This is a genomic window from Serratia sp. H402Y, assembly GCF_051172415.1.
GTDB classification, from domain to species: domain Bacteria; phylum Pseudomonadota; class Gammaproteobacteria; order Enterobacterales; family Enterobacteriaceae; genus Serratia; species Serratia ureilytica.
The window spans coordinates 107,594-124,927 of sequence record NZ_JBPIYZ010000007.1; the positions used below are offsets into that span (position 1 = coordinate 107,594).

Sequence of the window (17,334 nt, forward strand, 5' to 3'; positions counted from 1 at the left end):
TTAGCCGCCGAGCGTTCGCCAGGTGGCAACCTGGCTGCCCGGCCACGGCGTGGCGGCATACACGCCCCGGGCGATCGCCCGAGCCAGGGTGTCCGCCGCCAGCGCGCCGATCTGCAGCACCGCCAGTTCGCGGCTGCCCTGTACCTCGCGCCGCCCGGTGGACAGGGCGAACACCACGTCGCCGTCAAACGGGCTGTGCAGCGGGCGAATAGCGCGCGCCATGCCGTCTTGCGCCATGATGGCCACCCGTTTCAACTCCACGCGCGTCAGCGCCAGGTCGGTGGCGATGCAGGCCAGGGTGGTGTTCTTTCTGCCGCCCTGCGGCTCTTGCACCATCCAGTCTTCGCCCTGAGCGTGCAGTTGCGCCAGCGCCGCCGCGCCGCCGTTGCCGAATTCACCGTCAATTTCATAGGGCGTCGCCCAGAAGGCGCGGGTGCCGGGCGCTACCACCGCACCCAGGCTGTTGACCGCCACCAGCGCGCCGACGGTAGCGCCGTTGGCGGCGACGATAGACGCCGAACCGAGGCCGCCTTTCAGCTTGCCCATGCCGGTCATGGCGCCGTAGCCGGCGCCGACGGTGCCCAGCGGAAAGTCCAATCCAGCCTTGCCGACCGCGTCGATGCCCAACTGGCGATACGGCGGCGTGAGCTGCCAGTTTTTGTCACCGCCGTTGGCCAGATCGTACAGGCAGGCGGTGGGCACGATCGGGGAGACCGGCACGCCGGGCGCTGGGCGCAGCGCGTAGCCTCGGCCCTGTTGCCCCAGCCAGGCCGCGACGCCGTCCGTCGCCGCCAGGCCGTAAACTGAACCGCCGCTGAACGTCAGCGCATCGATGGTTTGCACCAGATTGTCTTCGCCCAAGGCGTCGGTTTCCCGGGTGGCGGGGCCGCCGCCGCGCACGTCCACGGCGGCCATCGCTGGGCTGTCCGGCAGGATCACCGTCGCGCCGGTGCGCACCCGGCTGTCCTGCGCCACGCCGACCTTCAGGCCCGGCACATCGGTAATCAGGTTGCGGGCGCCAGGGCGCCCGGTGGCGGAAGTTGGCATAGCGGCACCTAATGGGGTGAGGGGAGAGAACATGCCGGCGGCGGCGGTCAGGCCGGCCAGCGCTTGTAAAAAAGTTCGGCGGTTGATGTTAAGGGGCCGGCGCAGCGGCCCCTGCGGGGGGATGAGATCACGCATCTGCGCGTGGCTGCCCGGAGCGCAGACGCGCCATATGGTAGGCATCGACCAGCACGCCGTCGCGCATGGCATAGGCGCGGCTGGTGCCCTCTATCTCAAAGCCGAATTTGCGGTACAGCGCGATGGCCGCCGGGTTATCGGTGAACACCGTCAGTTCGATGCGCTCGATGGCCGCCCAGTTGTCGCACAGGTCGAGCATCGCCTGCATCAGGCGGCTGCCGACGCCTTTACCGTGGTAGCGCGGATCGACGCCGATGCCAAAGGTGGCGACGTGGCGGCGGCGAACGCGCTGATTCAGCATCACAACCAACTGGCCGGCAAGCTGCCCGTCGATGATGGCGGCCAGGTTATGCGTGCCCGGTTCGGGATTGGCGAGGCGCTTCTGCCAGGAGTCGACGGACGGTAGCGGGAGCTGCAGCGTATCGCGGTAGACGGGCGTCTGAGAATAAAGATGATGCAGGGCCTGCGCATCCGTTGTTTCCACGTGGCGTATCACGATCTCGCTCATCTCGCTGCTCCTGTCGCTTACCGGTTGAATAACCTCTGAATTTATCCGTTTACTGCCTTGAGTCAATATTATTTAAACGGGTCAAAAAAAACGCTTTACAGGTGCGAATGATAATGATTATTATTGCGATGCGTTCCGGGGAGGGCATCAACCCTTGATACTCTCGCTGCGAAGGCACGACATTGCTCACATTGCTTCCAGTGTTTACTTAGCCAGCTCGGGTGCTGGCTTTTTTTTTGCCATTTTTCAGTCGTTCCCGCTTTCAACAAATCCGCTGCCCATCCGCCGTTTCATTTCATCGAAATTTTTGAACAGAGGCATGAGTTTTTTACGCTTTCTTATTCTGCTGGCAGGACTAGACTGTAAAAAAACATTGAGGAGAGTTGAATATGATTTATGTACGTAAAGCGGAAGACCGCGGCCACGCCAATCATGGCTGGCTGGATAGCTGGCACACCTTCTCATTTGCCGATTACTACGATCCGAACTTTATGGGGTTCTCGGCGCTGCGGGTGATCAACGAAGATGTGATCGACGCAGGGCAGGGTTTCGGTACCCACCCGCATAAAGACATGGAAATCCTGACCTACGTGCTGAGCGGCACGGTGGAACACCAGGACAGCATGGGCAACAAGGAGCAGATCCAGGCCGGCGAATTCCAGATCATGAGTGCGGGCACCGGCGTGCGTCACTCCGAGTACAACGCCAATCAGGATCGTCCGTTGCACCTGTACCAGATTTGGATCATCCCGGATCAGGTCGGGCTGGAGCCGCGCTACGAACAGCGCATGTTCGACGCGCCGCAGGGCCGTCAGCTGGTGCTGTCGCCGGATGCGCGTGACGGCTCGCTGAAGGTGTTCCAGGACATGACGCTGTCGCGTTGGGCGCTGAATAAAGGTGAGCAGGCGGAATACGCGATCGACGCCGGACGCCGCATTTGGATCCAGGTGGTGCGCGGCAAGGTCTCGGTCAATGGCCAGGCCGCCGGCATCAGCGACGCGTTTGCGGTGTGGGATGAATCGGCGCTGACGATTCAGGCCGACGAAGAGAGCGAAATCCTGCTGTTCGATCTGCCGCCGGTGTGATTAAGCGGTAAATATCAAGGGCTCACGGTGTGAGCCCTTGAAGTGAGTGATTCGCCTGCCGACGTTGCCTGACTTAACGCCGGCAAAACATATAAAAACAAGGAAAATCAATTTATTGATTTTCGGCTGCTCGTCACAAAGGGGGAGAAACCACGCTTTTTCCCCCTTTGTCTGCGTATGAAGGGCTCACGGTGTGAGCCCTTTTTGCGTTGGCCGTCGCATAACCGACAATATCGGCGCGCCGTTTTTTTTGCTAAAATGACTGCCCATTCACGGTTAGTCAGTTCATTGATAATGAAGAAAAAACGGCCGGTACTCCAGGATGTGGCGGACAAGGTGGGCGTGACCAAGATGACGGTGAGCCGTTATCTGCGCAATCCCGACCAGGTTTCCGCCGCCCTGCAGCAAAAAATCGCCGTCGCGCTGGATGAGCTGGGCTACATCCCCAACCGCGCGCCGGACATTCTCTCCAACGCCACCAGCCGGGCGATTGGCGTGCTGTTGCCGTCGCTGACCAACCAGGTGTTCGCCGAAGTGCTGCGCGGCATCGAAAGCGTGACCGACGCGCACAACTACCAGACCATGCTGGCGCACTACGGCTATCTGCCGGAGCGCGAAGAAGAGCGTCTGACCTCGCTGCTGTCTTACAATATCGACGGTTTGATCCTGTCCGAGCGCCACCACACGCCGCGCACCCTGAAGATGATCGAGGTGGCGGGCATTCCGGTGGTAGAGCTGATGGACTGCGTCTCGCCGTGCATCGATCTGGCGGTGGGCTTCAACAACTTCGAGGCGGCGCGCCAGATGACGCAGCAAATCATCGCGCACGGCCACCGTCACGTGGTCTACTTCGGCGCCCGTCAGGATGAACGTACTATCATCAAACAACAGGGGTATGAGCAGGCGATGCGTGAATCCGGCCTGGAGCCGTACAGCATCATGACCGCGCGTTCTTCCTCCTATTCCGCCGGCGGCGAGCTGCTGCGCCAGGCGCAGCGCGATTATCCGCAGATCGACAGTATCTTCTGCACCAACGATGACCTGGCGATCGGCGCGGCCTTCGAGTGCCAGCGACAGGGGCTGTCGATCCCGCAGGACATGGCGATCGCCGGTTTCCACGGCCATGACATCGGTCAGGTGATGGTGCCGAAGCTGGCCAGCGTGCTGACCCCGCGCGAGCGCATGGGGCAGATCGGCGCCGAGCGCCTGCTGGCCCGGCTGCGCGGGGAAACGGTGTGTCCGCGCATGGTGGACGTCGGTTTCACCGTGATCCCCGGCGGCAGCATCTGAGCCATTTTAACGTTCTGTTTTAACACCCTTTCTTTTTGCAGCGCGCCCTGAGGCGCGCTGGTTATCCCGCCTGTAAGCCCGCCGCTCGTTGCCGACATAAGTTTGATCTCTGTCCCAGAACGCGAATTTTAGCCGCTTACCCGGTTCCGAGGCTTATGTTGTTACCGGTATCATGATACCGGTAACAACGAGTGGGCGGTCATCTTGCTGCAAGACTGAACCTCTGAATCAACAACACCTACAGCTCTTCTTAAACACCGGGAAAGAGCCTAAAAATAAAACAACCGCACGCTTTACGCCTATCGTAAAGAGAGTCGCGATAAAAGGTTGGAGAAAAACTATGCCATTAGTGATTGTTGCAGGCGGCGTAGCGCTGCTGCTGCTGCTGATGATCCGCTTCAAGCTGAACGGCTTTATCTCTCTGGTTCTGGTTGCTCTGGCGGTCGGGATTGCACAGGGGATGCCGGTCGATAAGGTCATCGGCTCCATCAAGGCCGGCGTGGGCGGCACGCTGGGCAGCCTGGCGCTGATCATGGGCTTCGGCGCCATGCTCGGCAAGCTGCTGGCGGACTGCGGCGGCGCACAGCGCATCGCCACCACGCTGATCGACAAGTTCGGCAGAAAACACATTCAATGGGCGGTGGTGCTGACCGGTTTCACCGTCGGCTTCGCGCTGTTCTACGAAGTGGGCTTCGTGCTGTTGCTGCCGCTGGTGTTCACCATCGCCGCCTCCGCGCGCATTCCGCTGCTGTACGTCGGCGTGCCGATGGCCGCCGCGCTGTCGGTGACTCACGGCTTCCTGCCGCCGCACCCGGGCCCGACCGCCATCGCCACCATCTTCCATGCCGACATGGGTAAAACCCTGTTGTACGGCACGCTGCTGGCGATCCCGACGGTGATCCTGGCCGGCCCGGTCTATGCCCGCTTCCTGAAAGGCATCGACAAGCCGGTGCCGGAAGGCCTGTACAACCCGAAAACCTTTACCGACGCGGAGATGCCGAGCTTTGGCGTCAGCGTCGCCACGTCGCTGGTGCCGGTGATCCTGATGGCGCTGCGCGCGGTCGCTGAAATGGTGCTGCCGAAGGGCCACAGCCTGCTGCGCTTCGCCGAGTTCTTCGGCGACCCGGTGATGGCGACCCTGATCGCCGTGCTGATCGCTATCTTCACCTTCGGCCTGAACCGCGGCCGCACCATGGATGAAGTGATGGGCACCATCACCGATTCGATTAAAATCATCGCCATGATGCTGTTGATCATCGGCGGCGGCGGCGCCTTCAAGCAGGTGCTGGTGGACAGCGGCGTCGAGAAGTACATCGCCGGTCTGATGGAAGGCAGCAACGTTTCGCCGATCCTGATGGCCTGGTCGATCGCCGCCGCGCTGCGTCTGGCGCTGGGTTCCGCCACCGTGGCGGCAATCACCGCCGGCGGCATCGTGGCGCCGCTGATCGCCACTACCGGCGTCAGCCCTGAGCTGATGGTGATTGCGGTCGGTTCCGGCAGCGTTATCTTCTCGCACGTCAACGATCCGGGTTTCTGGCTGTTCAAGGAGTACTTCAACCTGAGCATCATGGAAACCATCAAATCCTGGTCGGTGCTGGAAACCATCATCTCGGTGTGCGGCCTGGTGGGCTGCCTGCTGCTGGCGACGGTCGTATAATCTTTATCCGGCGCCCTGAGGGGCGTCGGCGTTCCAAAGTATCTTTATCAGTCGGGACGCATTTGGCGCGTTTGCGCCAGTTCCCATAAGGGCATGACACAATGAGCAATCCGCAGAATCACGTATTTATCCTGATGGGCGTGTCCGGCAGCGGCAAATCCGCCGTAGCCAGCGCCGTCGCCCGCGAGGCCGATGCCGCCATGCTGGACGGCGATTACCTGCATCCGCGCGCTAACATCAACAAGATGGCTGCCGGGCATGCGCTGGACGACAACGATCGCGCCCCGTGGCTGGCGGCCTTGAACGACGCCATCTTCGCCATGCAACGCACCAATCCCGTGTCGCTGCTGGTCTGCTCGGCGCTGAAGAAAAGCTATCGCGACCGCCTGCGCGAAGGGAATAGCAACCTGCATTTCCTCTACCTGAAAGGCGACAAGGCGGTGATCGAGGAGCGCCTGAAGCAGCGCAAAGGTCACTTCTTCAAACCGCAGATGCTGGTTTCGCAGTTCGCCACGTTGGAAGAGCCGGGCGAGCAGGAGCCGGATGTGCAAGCGATCGACATCAACCAGCCGCTGGACGGCGTGGTCGCCGATACGCTCGCCTATATTCGCCGCGTTACCGCCCGCTGAGCGCGGGCCGTTGTCGGCGCCGCCAGGCGCCTACAGCTTCATGTAAGCCCGCACGCCGTCCAGGAACATCTGGGTCGACAGCATCACCAGAATCAGCCCCATCAACCGCTCCAGCGCGCTGACGCCTTTGCTGCCCAGCAGGCGCAGGAACAGGTTCGACATCAGCAAAATGGCCGCAGAGAGGCCCCAGGCGATCAACAGCGCCGCCACCAGATGGGGCAGCTGATGCGGATACTGGTGCGACAGCAGCATCAATGCAGCCAGAATCGACGGCCCGGCCACCAGCGGGATCGCCAGCGGCACCAGGAACGGCTCCTCGCCGGCGGACAGCCCGGAGCTGTTTCCTTCCTGCGAGGGGAAAATCATCTTGATGGCGATCAGAAACAGGATGATGCCGCCGGAAATGGAGACGGTTTCGGTGCGCAGGTTGAGGAACGCCAGAATTTTCTCGCCGGCGAACAGGAAGATCAGCATCAGCAGCAGGGCGATCAGCAGCTCGCGAATCAACACCACGCGGCGGCGGCGCGGTTCCAGGTGTTTGAGCACCGACATGAAAATCGGCAGGTTGCCCAGCGGATCCATAATTAAAAACAGCAATACCGTAGCGGAAATCATCTCTGTCATGGTGCCCTCGTGATTGGGAAAACGCCTCGGCCTTTTCGGCCGCGTCCTTGCCTATACCCTATGGATTTCAAATTGCAGCTAGGCGCCCAGCGATCGCATCCCCAGGAGCTTACTCAAGTAAGTGACTGGGGTATGACAAATCTGCCGGGAGCAGATTTGAACGCTGCTCGCAGCGGCCCCTTGGGGCGTGGCCCACGGATGGGCCACGTAACTACGTGCAGGTAACAACGCTGCAGTTTGAAAGACGACGGCTATATAAGAAGGATTGCTGAGAAATCCCCAGCCATCGAATAAATTCACTTTGCGCCCGCGCCGACATTTTGTAAGGTGAGGAGATATTGCACACAACTCGTTATCACCTAATAAGCCCTTATCCGGGCGGGACACAGATATCATGAAAAACGTTGGTTTCATCGGTTGGCGCGGAATGGTCGGCTCGGTTCTCATGCAACGCATGACGGAAGAGCGCGATTTCGACGCCATTCGCCCGGTCTTTTTCTCCACCTCGCAGCACGGTTCTGCCGCGCCGGCCTTCGGCGGCCAGCAGGGCACGCTGCAGGATGCCTATGACATCGACGCCCTGAGCGCGCTCGATATCATTATTACCTGTCAGGGCGGCGATTATACCAACGAAGTTTATCCTAAGCTGCGCGCCAGCGGTTGGCAGGGTTACTGGATCGACGCAGCCTCGTCGCTGCGCATGCAGGATGACGCCATCATCATTCTGGATCCGGTCAACCACGCGGTGATTCAGCAGGGCCTGGACAAAGGCATCAAAACCTTCGTCGGCGGCAACTGCACCGTCAGCCTGATGCTGATGTCCCTCGGCGGCCTGTTCGCCAACGATCTGGTTGAGTGGGCGTCGGTTGCCACCTACCAGGCGGCCTCCGGCGGCGGCGCTCGCCACATGCGCGAACTGCTGACCCAAATGGGCATGCTGCACGCCGATGTGGCGAAAGAGCTGCAGGATCCGGCCTCCGCCATTCTGGATATCGAACGCAAGGTGACCGAGGCGACCCGCAGCGGCAAACTGCCGACCGACAACTTCGGCGTGCCGCTGGCCGGCAGCCTGATCCCGTGGATCGACAAGCAGCTCGACAACGGCCAGAGCCGCGAAGAGTGGAAAGGCCAGGCGGAGACCAACAAGATCCTCAACACCGGCAGCGTGATCCCGGTCGATGGCCTGTGCGTGCGCGTGGGCGCGCTGCGCTGCCACAGCCAGGCGTTCACCCTGAAGCTGAAAAAAGACGTGTCGCTGCCGGAAATCGAGCAGATGCTGGCGACGCACAACGACTGGGTGCGCGTGATCCCGAACGACCGCGAGCTGACCATGCGCGAACTGACGCCTGCGGCGGTGACCGGCACGCTGAATACGCCGGTCGGCCGTCTGCGCAAGCTGAATATGGGGCCGGAGTACCTGTCGGCGTTCACCGTGGGTGACCAACTGCTGTGGGGCGCGGCCGAGCCGCTGCGCCGCATGCTGCGCATCCTGCTGTAAACCCGCTCGCCAGTTCATCTGTTGTATTTCAAAGCCCGCTTATTGCGGGCTTTTTCATATGAGCGGAGTCATGTCGGTATGGTCTGAATGTGGTTACAAGTTAATCTTCCCTGTGATATTTATAAGCGCATTGGCAACATAGCGCAGGTATAGGGATATGATTTCCAACGAAGGATTGCAGGTCGCGCTTTCACCCGTGCAGCTAGCGGCCGTGATGTCGGATAGCACGGTCACAGAAGGGGAAACCTGGGGTAATCGGCTCATGGGTGGACTGGGTTTAGCGGGGGGAGTCGTCGAACTTCTTGGGGCTGGGGTGATGTGCTATGCGCCTGACCCAACATTGTTAACCAAAGTGGGATGCGTGGTCGTTGGCACTCATAGCATGGATAGCATAAAAACCGCATCAAATCAGATCATTACCGGCCGATCATTGACTACAGACACTTACAAGTCGGCGGTTTTGCTGGCTCAGAGTCTGGGGGCCGACGAAGATATGGCTTACAACGTCGGTTTAACGGTAGATATTGCCGTTCCTTTGGTGTTTGCAACCGCTTTAGGCGCTGTACGCGTGGCTTCCGTTCGGGTGGGGCAATTAAAATTGCTTGAACACGAGTCTATAGCCGGTGCAAAAGGAGGTGGGCACACTATTGCTAAGCATGTTGCTAAAAGTTCAGAAGAGCTGCTGGAGCGCTTGGCAAAGAGTCCTGGTTTACAGTCAGCCTCGACATTTACAGATTTACGTACTGCTGAAGACGCGATTAGTCGGGCGTTGAAAGTGAATAACGCGCTTATTAAGCGCTGGGCGCAACAGCCTACTTCGGCCAACGTGCTTGAACTCACGCATAAGGTGGGTAAGGCGGTTGGTTTTGGCTACAGGCAAGGAAGCACAATTCAATTAACGTCCAACAGCGTGCGGGTTGTCTTGCTAAAGAAAATTTACAACGGTAAGCCGTATTACATTTTAACCGCTTACCCCATTATCAGATAAGGGACCCTATGGGCTTTTCAGTCGCTAATCTCGGTACACTTGTGCGTGTTTTTTTTGGGCAAGATTATGATTTATTTGGAGAGTCTGTAGAAGAGATCCTGGCCTCTTATCGGGAGACGGAAAATACCGCGACAGTGAGAAAAACCGTCGATGAAGCACGAGCGTTGCTGGCGCAATATCCTGAGGAACAACAGCTTGAACTTGCTGTTGCTGAACTTGCTGATGGGGAGTTTGCACCAGCGCCATGGGGATACACGGCGCGATCGTTTCTTGAGAAGGTGATCTCTGCTTTGGAATAGGCGATACCTGCTGCTTCTGTACTTTGTTGTAAACCCGCACTTCCTGGGGGTTGAGCGCTTTCAGCCCCCTAACGCCTTATTTTCCGCTTTTTTGTTCGCTGCGCGCCGCGTCGGGCAGCGTTATCGCAAGTCTCGTTTCATTGGGCTGTACCCCGCATCTCTTCTCGTCGGCCGCCGCATGCAGATGCCGTCAGGCTGGCAGTTTTCTTAATGAAGAATTTTCCTCACCAATGCCGAGCAGTTTTTAACAGACATTGGCTATGCTTAACGCAGGGGTGAACACTTTTTCACCATGACTGAAATATTTCAAAAAATAAGCATAAAGAGCGAAATTCAGGTCGGCAGAGTAAAGATTGGTCAATAACCGACCGCAATCACGCTTTAGAGTCCGAATGCATTGCATGATGACCAAAACGGCCAAGGAATAACCAACAAGCCGTGCTTAGATCATGCTGTTAATCTAAGGAAGAAGACTATGCCTGTACTTCCCGATCGTGACGTGATTGATCAGATCATCTCCGGCCATTACGCCGATCCCTTTGCTCTGCTTGGCATGCATGCGACCGATAACGGTCTGCAAGTGCGCGCGCTGCTGCCGGACGCCCGCGCAGTCTGGCTGGTGGAACAGCAAACCGGCCGGCGACTGGTGCAGCTGAACTGCGACGATCCGCGCGGTTTCTTCAGCGCCGTGGTGCCGCGGCGAAAAAATCCTTTCCGCTATCAGCTGCAGGTCAGCTGGCGCGATCATCAACAGATCGTCGACGATCCCTACCGGTTCGGCCCGCTGCTGCAGGATATCGACAGCTGGTTATTGGCCGAAGGTACGCACCTGCGCCCCTATGAACGGCTGGGCGCTCACCTCGTCACGCTGGATGGCGTCGACGGTGTCAGCTTTGCGGTCTGGGCGCCCAACGCGCAGCGCGTCTCGGTGGTGGGGGAATTCAACTTCTGGGACGGCCGCCGCCACCCGATGCGTCTGCGGCGTGAGAACGGCATCTGGGAGCTGTTCTTGCCCGGCGTGCGGGCCGGGCAGCTGTACAAATATGAAATCGTCGATTGCTATGGCAATACCCAACTGAAAGCCGATCCTTACGCCTTTGAGGCACAGATGCGCCCGGATACCGCCTCGCTGGTGGCGCCGCTGCCGGAGGTGGTGCCGTCGACGCCGGCGCGCCGCCGCGCCAACGATTTTGACCAGCCGATCGCCATTTACGAGGTGCATCTCGGCTCATGGCGCCGCCACACCGATAACCACTTTTGGCTCAGCTACGGTGAACTGGCGGTGCAGCTGATCGACTATGTAAAGGACATGGGATTCACCCATATCGAGCTGCTGCCGGTCAACGAGCACCCGTTCGACGGCAGCTGGGGCTACCAGCCGCTGGGACTGTATGCGCCGACCCGGCGCTTCGGCACGCCGGCCGACTTCAGGGCGTTTGTGGCGGCGGCGCATGAGGCGGGCATCAACGTGATCCTCGACTGGGTGCCGGGGCACTTCCCCAGCGACGCCTACGGCCTGGCGAATTTCGATGGCACTGCGCTGTACGAATACGCCGATCCGCGCGAGGGCTACCATCAGGACTGGAATACGCTGATTTACAACTACGGTCGCCACGAGGTGCGCAACTACCTGGCGGGCAACGCGCTGTATTGGCTGGAGCGCTTCGGCATCGACGCGCTGCGGGTGGATGCGGTGGCGTCGATGATCTATCGCGACTACAGCCGCGCCGACGGCGAGTGGGTGCCGAATTACTACGGCGGCAACGAGAATCTGGAGGCCATCGCCTTCCTGCGTTATACCAACCAGACTATCGGCCAGGCGCAGCCGGGCGCGGTGACGCTGGCGGAGGAATCCACCGACTATCCCGGCGTCACCCTGCCGCCGGACGCCAACGGCCTTGGGTTCCACTACAAATGGAACCTCGGCTGGATGCACGACACGCTCAATTACATGAAGTGCGATCCGGTGCACCGCAAGTATCACCACAACCAGATGACCTTCGGCATGCTGTACGCCTATACCGAGAACTTCGTGCTGCCTATCTCGCACGATGAAGTGGTGCACGGCAAAAAATCGGTCCTCGACCGTATGCCGGGCGACGCCTGGCAGAAATTCGCCAACCTGCGCGCCTATTACGGCTTTATGTGGGCGCATCCGGGCAAGAAGCTGCTGTTTATGGGCTGCGAATTCGCACAGGGGCGCGAGTGGAATTTCGATACCAGCCTCGACTGGCATTTATTGGAAGGGTTGGATAACTGGCATAACGGCGTGCAGCGGCTGGTGCGCGATCTGAACCACTGCTACCGGCAGCAGGCGCCGCTGTACGAGCGCGACTACCGGCCTGACGGCTTCGAGTGGCTGGTGGTCGACGATCACGACAACTCGGTGTTCGCCTTCGCGCGCTACGATTCGCAGGGCAATGAGCTTATCGCCATCAGCAACTTTACCCCGGTGCCGCGCTACCGCTACCGCATCGGCCTCTCGCGCGCCGGTGACTACCGCGAGATCCTCAATACCGATTCGCACCACTATCACGGCAGCAACGCCGGCAATCAGGGGCGGGTCTCTTCCGAAGCGGTCGGCAGCCACGGCCGCGACTTCTCCATCTGCGTAACGCTGCCGCCGCTGGCGACCATTTATCTGCTGCGGGAGGCGCCATGACGGAGCTGACGGCCGGCCTCGCCGCGCCGCTGGGCGCGCATTACGACGGCGAAGGCATCAACTTTACCCTGTACTCGGCGCACGCCGAGCGGGTGGAGCTGTGCCTGTTCGACGGCCAGCAGCGCGAAGTGCGCCTGCCGCTGCCGGCGCGCAGCGGCGATATCTGGCATGGCTACTTACCGGGCGGCAGGCCGGGGCAACGTTACGGTTACCGGGTCTACGGCCCGTTTGACCCGGCGAACGGACAGCGTTTTAACCCCAACAAACTGGCGCTCGATCCGGCCGCGCGCGCGGTGGAAGGGCCGGTGGCGGATCACCCGCACCTGCACGGCGGTTACGAGCAGCCGGACCCGCACGACAGTGCGGAGCTGATGCCGAAGTGCGTGGTGGTGGACGAACAGTATGACTGGCAGGACGATCGCCCGCCTGCCACGCCCTGGGGACAGACGGTGATTTACGAAGCGCACGTGCGCGGCCTGACGCTGCTGCACCCGCAGATCCCGCCGGCGCTGCGCGGCAGCTTCGCCGCATTGGGGCACCCGGCGATGATCGCCCACTTCAAACGCCTCGGCATCACCGCGCTGGAACTGCTGCCGGTGCAGCAACATACCTCCGAACCGCGCCTGCAGCGGTTGGGGCTGATCAACTATTGGGGCTATAACGTGCTGGCGCCCTATGCGCCGGACAACCGCTACGCTAGCCTGAGCACCGATGCCACGCCGCTGAACGAATTCCGCGATGCGGTCAAGGCGCTGCACAAAGCCGGCATCGAGGTGATCCTCGACGTGGTGTTCAACCACAGCGCCGAGCTGGATATGGACGGGCCGATGCTGTCGCTGAGCGGCATCGATAACCTGAGCTACTACTGGCTGACGCCCGAAGGGGACTATGTCAACGACACCGGCTGCGGCAACACGCTGCGGTTGGATCAGCCGCAGGGCGTGGCCTGGGTGATGGATTGCCTGCGTTTTTGGGTGCGGGAGTGCCACGTCGACGGCTTCCGTTTCGATCTGGGCAGCGTGCTCGGCCGCACGCCGGGGTTCGATCGCGATGCGCCGCTGTTCCAGGCGATGCTGGCGGACGATGTGCTGTCGCGCTGCAAGCTGATCGCCGAACCCTGGGACATTGGCCCTGGCGGCTATCAGGTAGGGGCGTTTCCCGGCCGCTTCGCCGAATGGAACGATCATTACCGCGATGACATGCGTCGTTTCTGGCTGCAGAGCGGCGTATCGCTCGGCCAGTTCGCCCGGCGTTTTGCCGCTTCCAGCGATCTGTATAACCAGCGCGGGCGAGCGCCTTACGCCACCGTCAATATGCTGACCGCCCATGACGGTTTTACCCTGCAGGACGTGGTCAGCTTCAATGAGAAACACAATCAGCCCAACGGCGAGGGCAACCGCGACGGCAGCGATCGCAATTTCAGCAACAACCACGGCGTCGAAGGCCTGGTCGCCGACGACGCCATTGTGCAACGCCGCAGGGCCAGCCAACGGGCGATGCTCGCCACGCTGTTGCTGTCCCAGGGAACGCCGATGCTGCTGGCCGGCGATGAACAGGGACACAGCCAGCAGGGGAACAACAATGCCTATTGTCAGGACAACGTCACCACCTGGCTCGATTGGGCCACGGCGGACGACGCGCTGACCGATTACGTCGCGGCGCTGATCGCGCTGCGCCGCCAGATCCCCGCGCTGCAGCAGGACCGCTGGTGGCAGCAGGACGACGGCAGCGTGCAGTGGCTGAACGCGCAAGGGCAGGCGCTCGACGCGCAGCAGTGGGAGCAGGGCGAGCCGCTCATGCAGATCCTGCTGTCGCAGCGCTGGCTGCTGCTGATCAACGCCACGCCGCAAACGACGGAGATGAGGTTGCCGGAAGGCGATTGGCAGGTTGTCGCCCCGTTCACTCAGGAAGACTCACGGGCGGTATTGCCCGCCTGGCACCAGGCCGCGCGCTCGCTTTGCGTACTGGTACGGAAATAATAAAAGGAGTCCGCTATGGTTAGGTTTGAAAATAAAGACCCCCTGATGTTGGCGCGCCAGCTGCCGATTAAATCCGTAGCGCTGATCCTGGCCGGCGGCCGCGGTTCACGTCTGAAAGATTTGACCTCCACCCGCGCCAAGCCCGCCGTCCACTTTGGCGGCAAATTCCGCATCATCGACTTCGCCTTGTCGAACTGCCTGAACTCCGGCATCCGCCGCATCGGCGTGATCACCCAATACCAGTCGCACACGCTGGTGCAGCACATTCAGCGCGGCTGGTCGTTCCTCAACGAGGAGATGAATGAGTTCGTCGATCTGCTGCCGGCCCAGCAGCGCCTCAGCACCGAGCATTGGTACAAGGGCACCGCCGACGCGGTGTACCAGAACCTGGATATCATCCGCCGCTACGAGGCCGAATACGTGGTGATCCTGGCGGGCGATCACATCTACAAGATGGATTATTCGCGCATGCTGATCGACCACGTCGAGAAGGGCGCTCAGTGCACTGTGGCTTGCCTGCCGGTGCCGCGCAGCGAAGCCGGCGAATTCGGCGTGATGAAGGTGGATGAAAGCGACCGCATCATCGAGTTTCTGGAAAAGCCCGCCGATCCGCCGGCGATGCCGGGCAACCCGGATATGTCGCTGGCCAGCATGGGCATCTATATTTTTAATGCCGCCTACCTGTTCCAACTGCTGGAAGAGGATATGTCGACCCCCGGCTCCAGCCACGATTTCGGCAAGGATCTGATCCCGAAAATCACCGCACAGCAGGCGGCGTGGGCGCATCCGTTTACCTTGTCCTGCGTGACGTCCAACCCCGACTTGCCGCCTTACTGGCGCGACGTGGGCACGCTGGACGCTTACTGGCGCGCCAATCTCGATCTGGCGTCGGTGACGCCGGAGCTGGACATGTACGACCGCGCCTGGCCGATTCGCACCCACATGGAACCGCTGCCGCCGGCCAAGTTCGTGCAGGATCGCTCCGGTAGCCATGGCATGACCATGAATTCGCTGGTGTCCGGCGGTTGCATCGTCTCGGGCTCGGTGGTGGTGCATTCGGTGCTGTTCCCGCGCGTGCGAGTGAACTCGTTTTGCACCATCGACTCTACCGTATTGCTGCCGGACGTGAACGTCGGCCGTTCCTGCCGCCTGCGGCGCTGCATCATCGACCGCGCCTGCCATATTCCGGAGGGCATGGTGATCGGGGAGAACGCCGATGAGGACAGCAAGCGTTTCTATCGCTCGGAAGGCGGCATCGTGCTGGTGACGCGCGAAATGTTGTCAAAATTGTGAGTTAACGTGGGGGGCAGAATGATAGCCTGCCGCCCGATGAACGGTTCGATGGCTTGCGCAACGCGGCACACATAACAGCGGCAAGCCTGCTTTATTTCTTATCCAGAGGCCTTCGGCCGACTTTCAGGAGTGATAATGCAGGTCTTACACGTATGTTCTGAAATGTTCCCCCTGCTGAAAACGGGCGGACTCGCAGACGTGGTTGGCGCGCTGCCGGCGGCGCAAATCGCCGAAGGCGCCGATGTTCGGGTGCTATTGCCCGCTTTCCCTGACGTACGCAACGGCATACCCGACACCGTGCTGGTGGCGGAGATAGACTCGTTCGCCGGCCGTGTCGGCCTGCGTTACGGCACCTACCATGGCGTGGGCATTTACCTGATCGATGCGCCCTGGCTGTATGACCGGCCGGGCAGCCCGTACCACGATCAGTCCATGTACGCCTACCCCGACAACCACCGGCGCTTTGCGCTGCTGGGCTGGATGGCCTGCGAGCTGGCCAAGGGGCTGGATCGCTACTGGCGTCCGCAGCTGGTGCACGCCCACGACTGGCATGCCGGCCTGAGCTGCGCCTATCTGGCCGCCAACGGCCACCCGGCGCGTTCGGTGTTCACCGTGCACAACCTGGCCTATCAGGGCCTGTTCTCCGCCCATCACGTGACCGAGCTGTGGCTGCCGGCGTCGTTTTACGATGTCTATGGCCTGGAGTTCTACGGCCAGATGTCGTTCCTCAAGGCCGGGCTGTTTTATGCCGACCACGTGACCGCCGTCAGCCCGACCTATGCGCGCGAGATCACCCGGCCGGAGTTTGGCTACGGCATGGAGGGGCTGCTGCAGGAGCGGCAGCGGCAAGGCAGGTTGAGCGGCATCCTCAACGGCGTGGACGACAAGATTTGGGATCCGGCCCACGACCCGCGGCTGAGCGCCCGCTACGACGCCGACGATCTGAAAAGCAAGGTCAAAAACAAGCTGCATCTGCAAAAGGCCATGGGGCTGAAGGTGGACGAATCGCTGCCGGTGTTCGCGGTGGTGAGCCGATTGACCAGCCAGAAAGGCCTCGATCTGGTGCTGCAGGCGTTGCCCGAATTGCTGGCGCAGGGCGGGCAGTTGGCGCTGCTGGGCGCCGGCGACGCGGTGCTGCAGCAGGCGTTTCTGGCCGCCGCCGCCGACTACCCTGAGCAGGTCGGCGTGCAGATCGGTTATCACGAATCCTTCTCCCACCGCATCATCGGCGGCGCCGACGTCATTCTGGTGCCGAGCCGCTTCGAGCCCTGCGGCCTGACGCAGCTCTACGGCCTGAAATACGGCACGCTGCCGCTGGTGCGCCGCACCGGCGGACTGGCGGACACGGTCGTGGACTGCGCGCTGGAGAACCTGGCCGACGGCACCGCCAGCGGATTCGTGTTCGACGATTGCGACGCCGTCGCGCTGGGCAACGCCATCCGCCGCGCCATGGTGCTGTGGAGCCGGCCGAAACACTGGCGCCACGTTCAGCGCCACGCCATGAGCGTGGACTTCGGCTGGCCGGTGGCGGCGAAAGAGTATTTATCGCTTTATCAACGCTTGTAGCCCGCGATTCGCGTCGCGAGTTGACGCGCGGCGGGCAACCGTAAGGGTAGATTGTCGGGGCGCAGCGTACCGCG

14 protein-coding genes are annotated in these 17,334 nt (G+C 61.0%); 11 read left to right on the top strand and 3 right to left on the bottom strand.

Going from position 1 to position 17,334, the window contains the following annotated elements; translation table 11 throughout:
• Both ACSBQS_RS22940 and ACSBQS_RS22945 read right to left on the bottom strand, forming a co-directional pair.
• Entirely contained in the window at positions 1-1,182 is a 1,182-nt protein-coding gene (locus ACSBQS_RS22940; protein WP_434991363.1) for a P1 family peptidase, read from the bottom strand.
• Positions 1,175-1,690, bottom strand: coding sequence for a GNAT family N-acetyltransferase (locus tag ACSBQS_RS22945; protein WP_197750111.1), 516 nt, complete (start codon positions 1,688-1,690; stop codon positions 1,175-1,177). The genes ACSBQS_RS22940 and ACSBQS_RS22945 overlap by 8 nt, the downstream gene beginning before the upstream one ends.
• Positions 1,691-2,079: 389 nt before the next feature.
• On the opposite strand from ACSBQS_RS22945, the gene ACSBQS_RS22950 reads away from it, so the two are divergent.
• The 4 genes from ACSBQS_RS22950 to gntK all read left to right on the top strand — a co-directional run bounded on the left by ACSBQS_RS22950 (position 2,080) and on the right by gntK (position 6,351).
• On the top strand, positions 2,080-2,775 hold the full coding sequence (locus tag ACSBQS_RS22950; RefSeq protein ID WP_033651758.1) for a pirin family protein: 696 nt from the start codon (positions 2,080-2,082) through the stop codon (positions 2,773-2,775).
• 294 nt (positions 2,776-3,069) lie between these two features.
• On the top strand, positions 3,070-4,065 hold the full coding sequence (gene gntR, locus ACSBQS_RS22955) for a gluconate operon transcriptional repressor GntR (protein WP_004930833.1): 996 nt from the start codon (positions 3,070-3,072) through the stop codon (positions 4,063-4,065).
• A 340-nt stretch (positions 4,066-4,405) separates the two neighbouring features.
• The gene (gene gntT, locus ACSBQS_RS22960) at positions 4,406-5,722 is read left to right on the top strand and encodes a gluconate transporter (protein WP_004930830.1); all 1,317 of its coding nucleotides are present in this window, start codon (positions 4,406-4,408) and stop codon (positions 5,720-5,722) included.
• 101 nt (positions 5,723-5,823) lie between these two features.
• Positions 5,824-6,351, top strand: coding sequence for a gluconokinase (gene gntK, locus ACSBQS_RS22965; protein WP_046687937.1), 528 nt, complete (start codon positions 5,824-5,826; stop codon positions 6,349-6,351).
• A gap of 30 nt (positions 6,352-6,381) precedes the next feature.
• Here the strand turns inward: gntK and ACSBQS_RS22970 are convergent, their stop codons facing one another.
• Positions 6,382-6,975: a YhgN family NAAT transporter gene (locus tag ACSBQS_RS22970; RefSeq protein WP_025159894.1), complete on the bottom strand. Its 594-nt coding sequence runs from the start codon at positions 6,973-6,975 to the stop codon at positions 6,382-6,384.
• A 394-nt stretch (positions 6,976-7,369) separates the two neighbouring features.
• Between ACSBQS_RS22970 and asd the strand changes: the two genes are divergently transcribed.
• From asd to glgA, 7 genes are all read left to right on the top strand, one after another.
• Positions 7,370-8,473, top strand: coding sequence for an aspartate-semialdehyde dehydrogenase (asd, locus tag ACSBQS_RS22975; RefSeq protein WP_016930397.1), 1,104 nt, complete (start codon positions 7,370-7,372; stop codon positions 8,471-8,473).
• 157 nt (positions 8,474-8,630) lie between these two features.
• Positions 8,631-9,461, top strand: coding sequence for an RNase A-like domain-containing protein (locus ACSBQS_RS22980; protein ID WP_047026502.1), 831 nt, complete (start codon positions 8,631-8,633; stop codon positions 9,459-9,461).
• Positions 9,462-9,469: 8 nt separating this feature from the next.
• A complete protein-coding gene (locus ACSBQS_RS22985) occupies positions 9,470-9,760 on the top strand; it encodes a contact-dependent growth inhibition system immunity protein (protein ID WP_033645311.1) in 291 nt (96 codons plus the stop codon).
• A 475-nt stretch (positions 9,761-10,235) separates the two neighbouring features.
• A complete protein-coding gene (gene glgB / locus ACSBQS_RS22990) occupies positions 10,236-12,422 on the top strand; it encodes a 1,4-alpha-glucan branching enzyme (RefSeq protein WP_434991364.1) in 2,187 nt (728 codons plus the stop codon).
• Positions 12,419-14,401, top strand: a complete 1,983-nt coding sequence (gene glgX / locus ACSBQS_RS22995; RefSeq protein WP_089192448.1) for a glycogen debranching protein GlgX — start codon at positions 12,419-12,421, stop codon at positions 14,399-14,401. Before glgB ends, glgX begins: the two co-directional genes overlap by 4 nt.
• A 15-nt stretch (positions 14,402-14,416) precedes the next feature.
• The gene (glgC, locus tag ACSBQS_RS23000) at positions 14,417-15,694 is read left to right on the top strand and encodes a glucose-1-phosphate adenylyltransferase (RefSeq protein ID WP_004930810.1); all 1,278 of its coding nucleotides are present in this window, start codon (positions 14,417-14,419) and stop codon (positions 15,692-15,694) included.
• A gap of 135 nt (positions 15,695-15,829) precedes the next feature.
• Entirely contained in the window at positions 15,830-17,260 is a 1,431-nt protein-coding gene (gene glgA, locus ACSBQS_RS23005; protein ID WP_033645308.1) for a glycogen synthase GlgA, read from the top strand.
• The last annotated feature ends 74 nt before the right edge of the window (positions 17,261-17,334 follow it).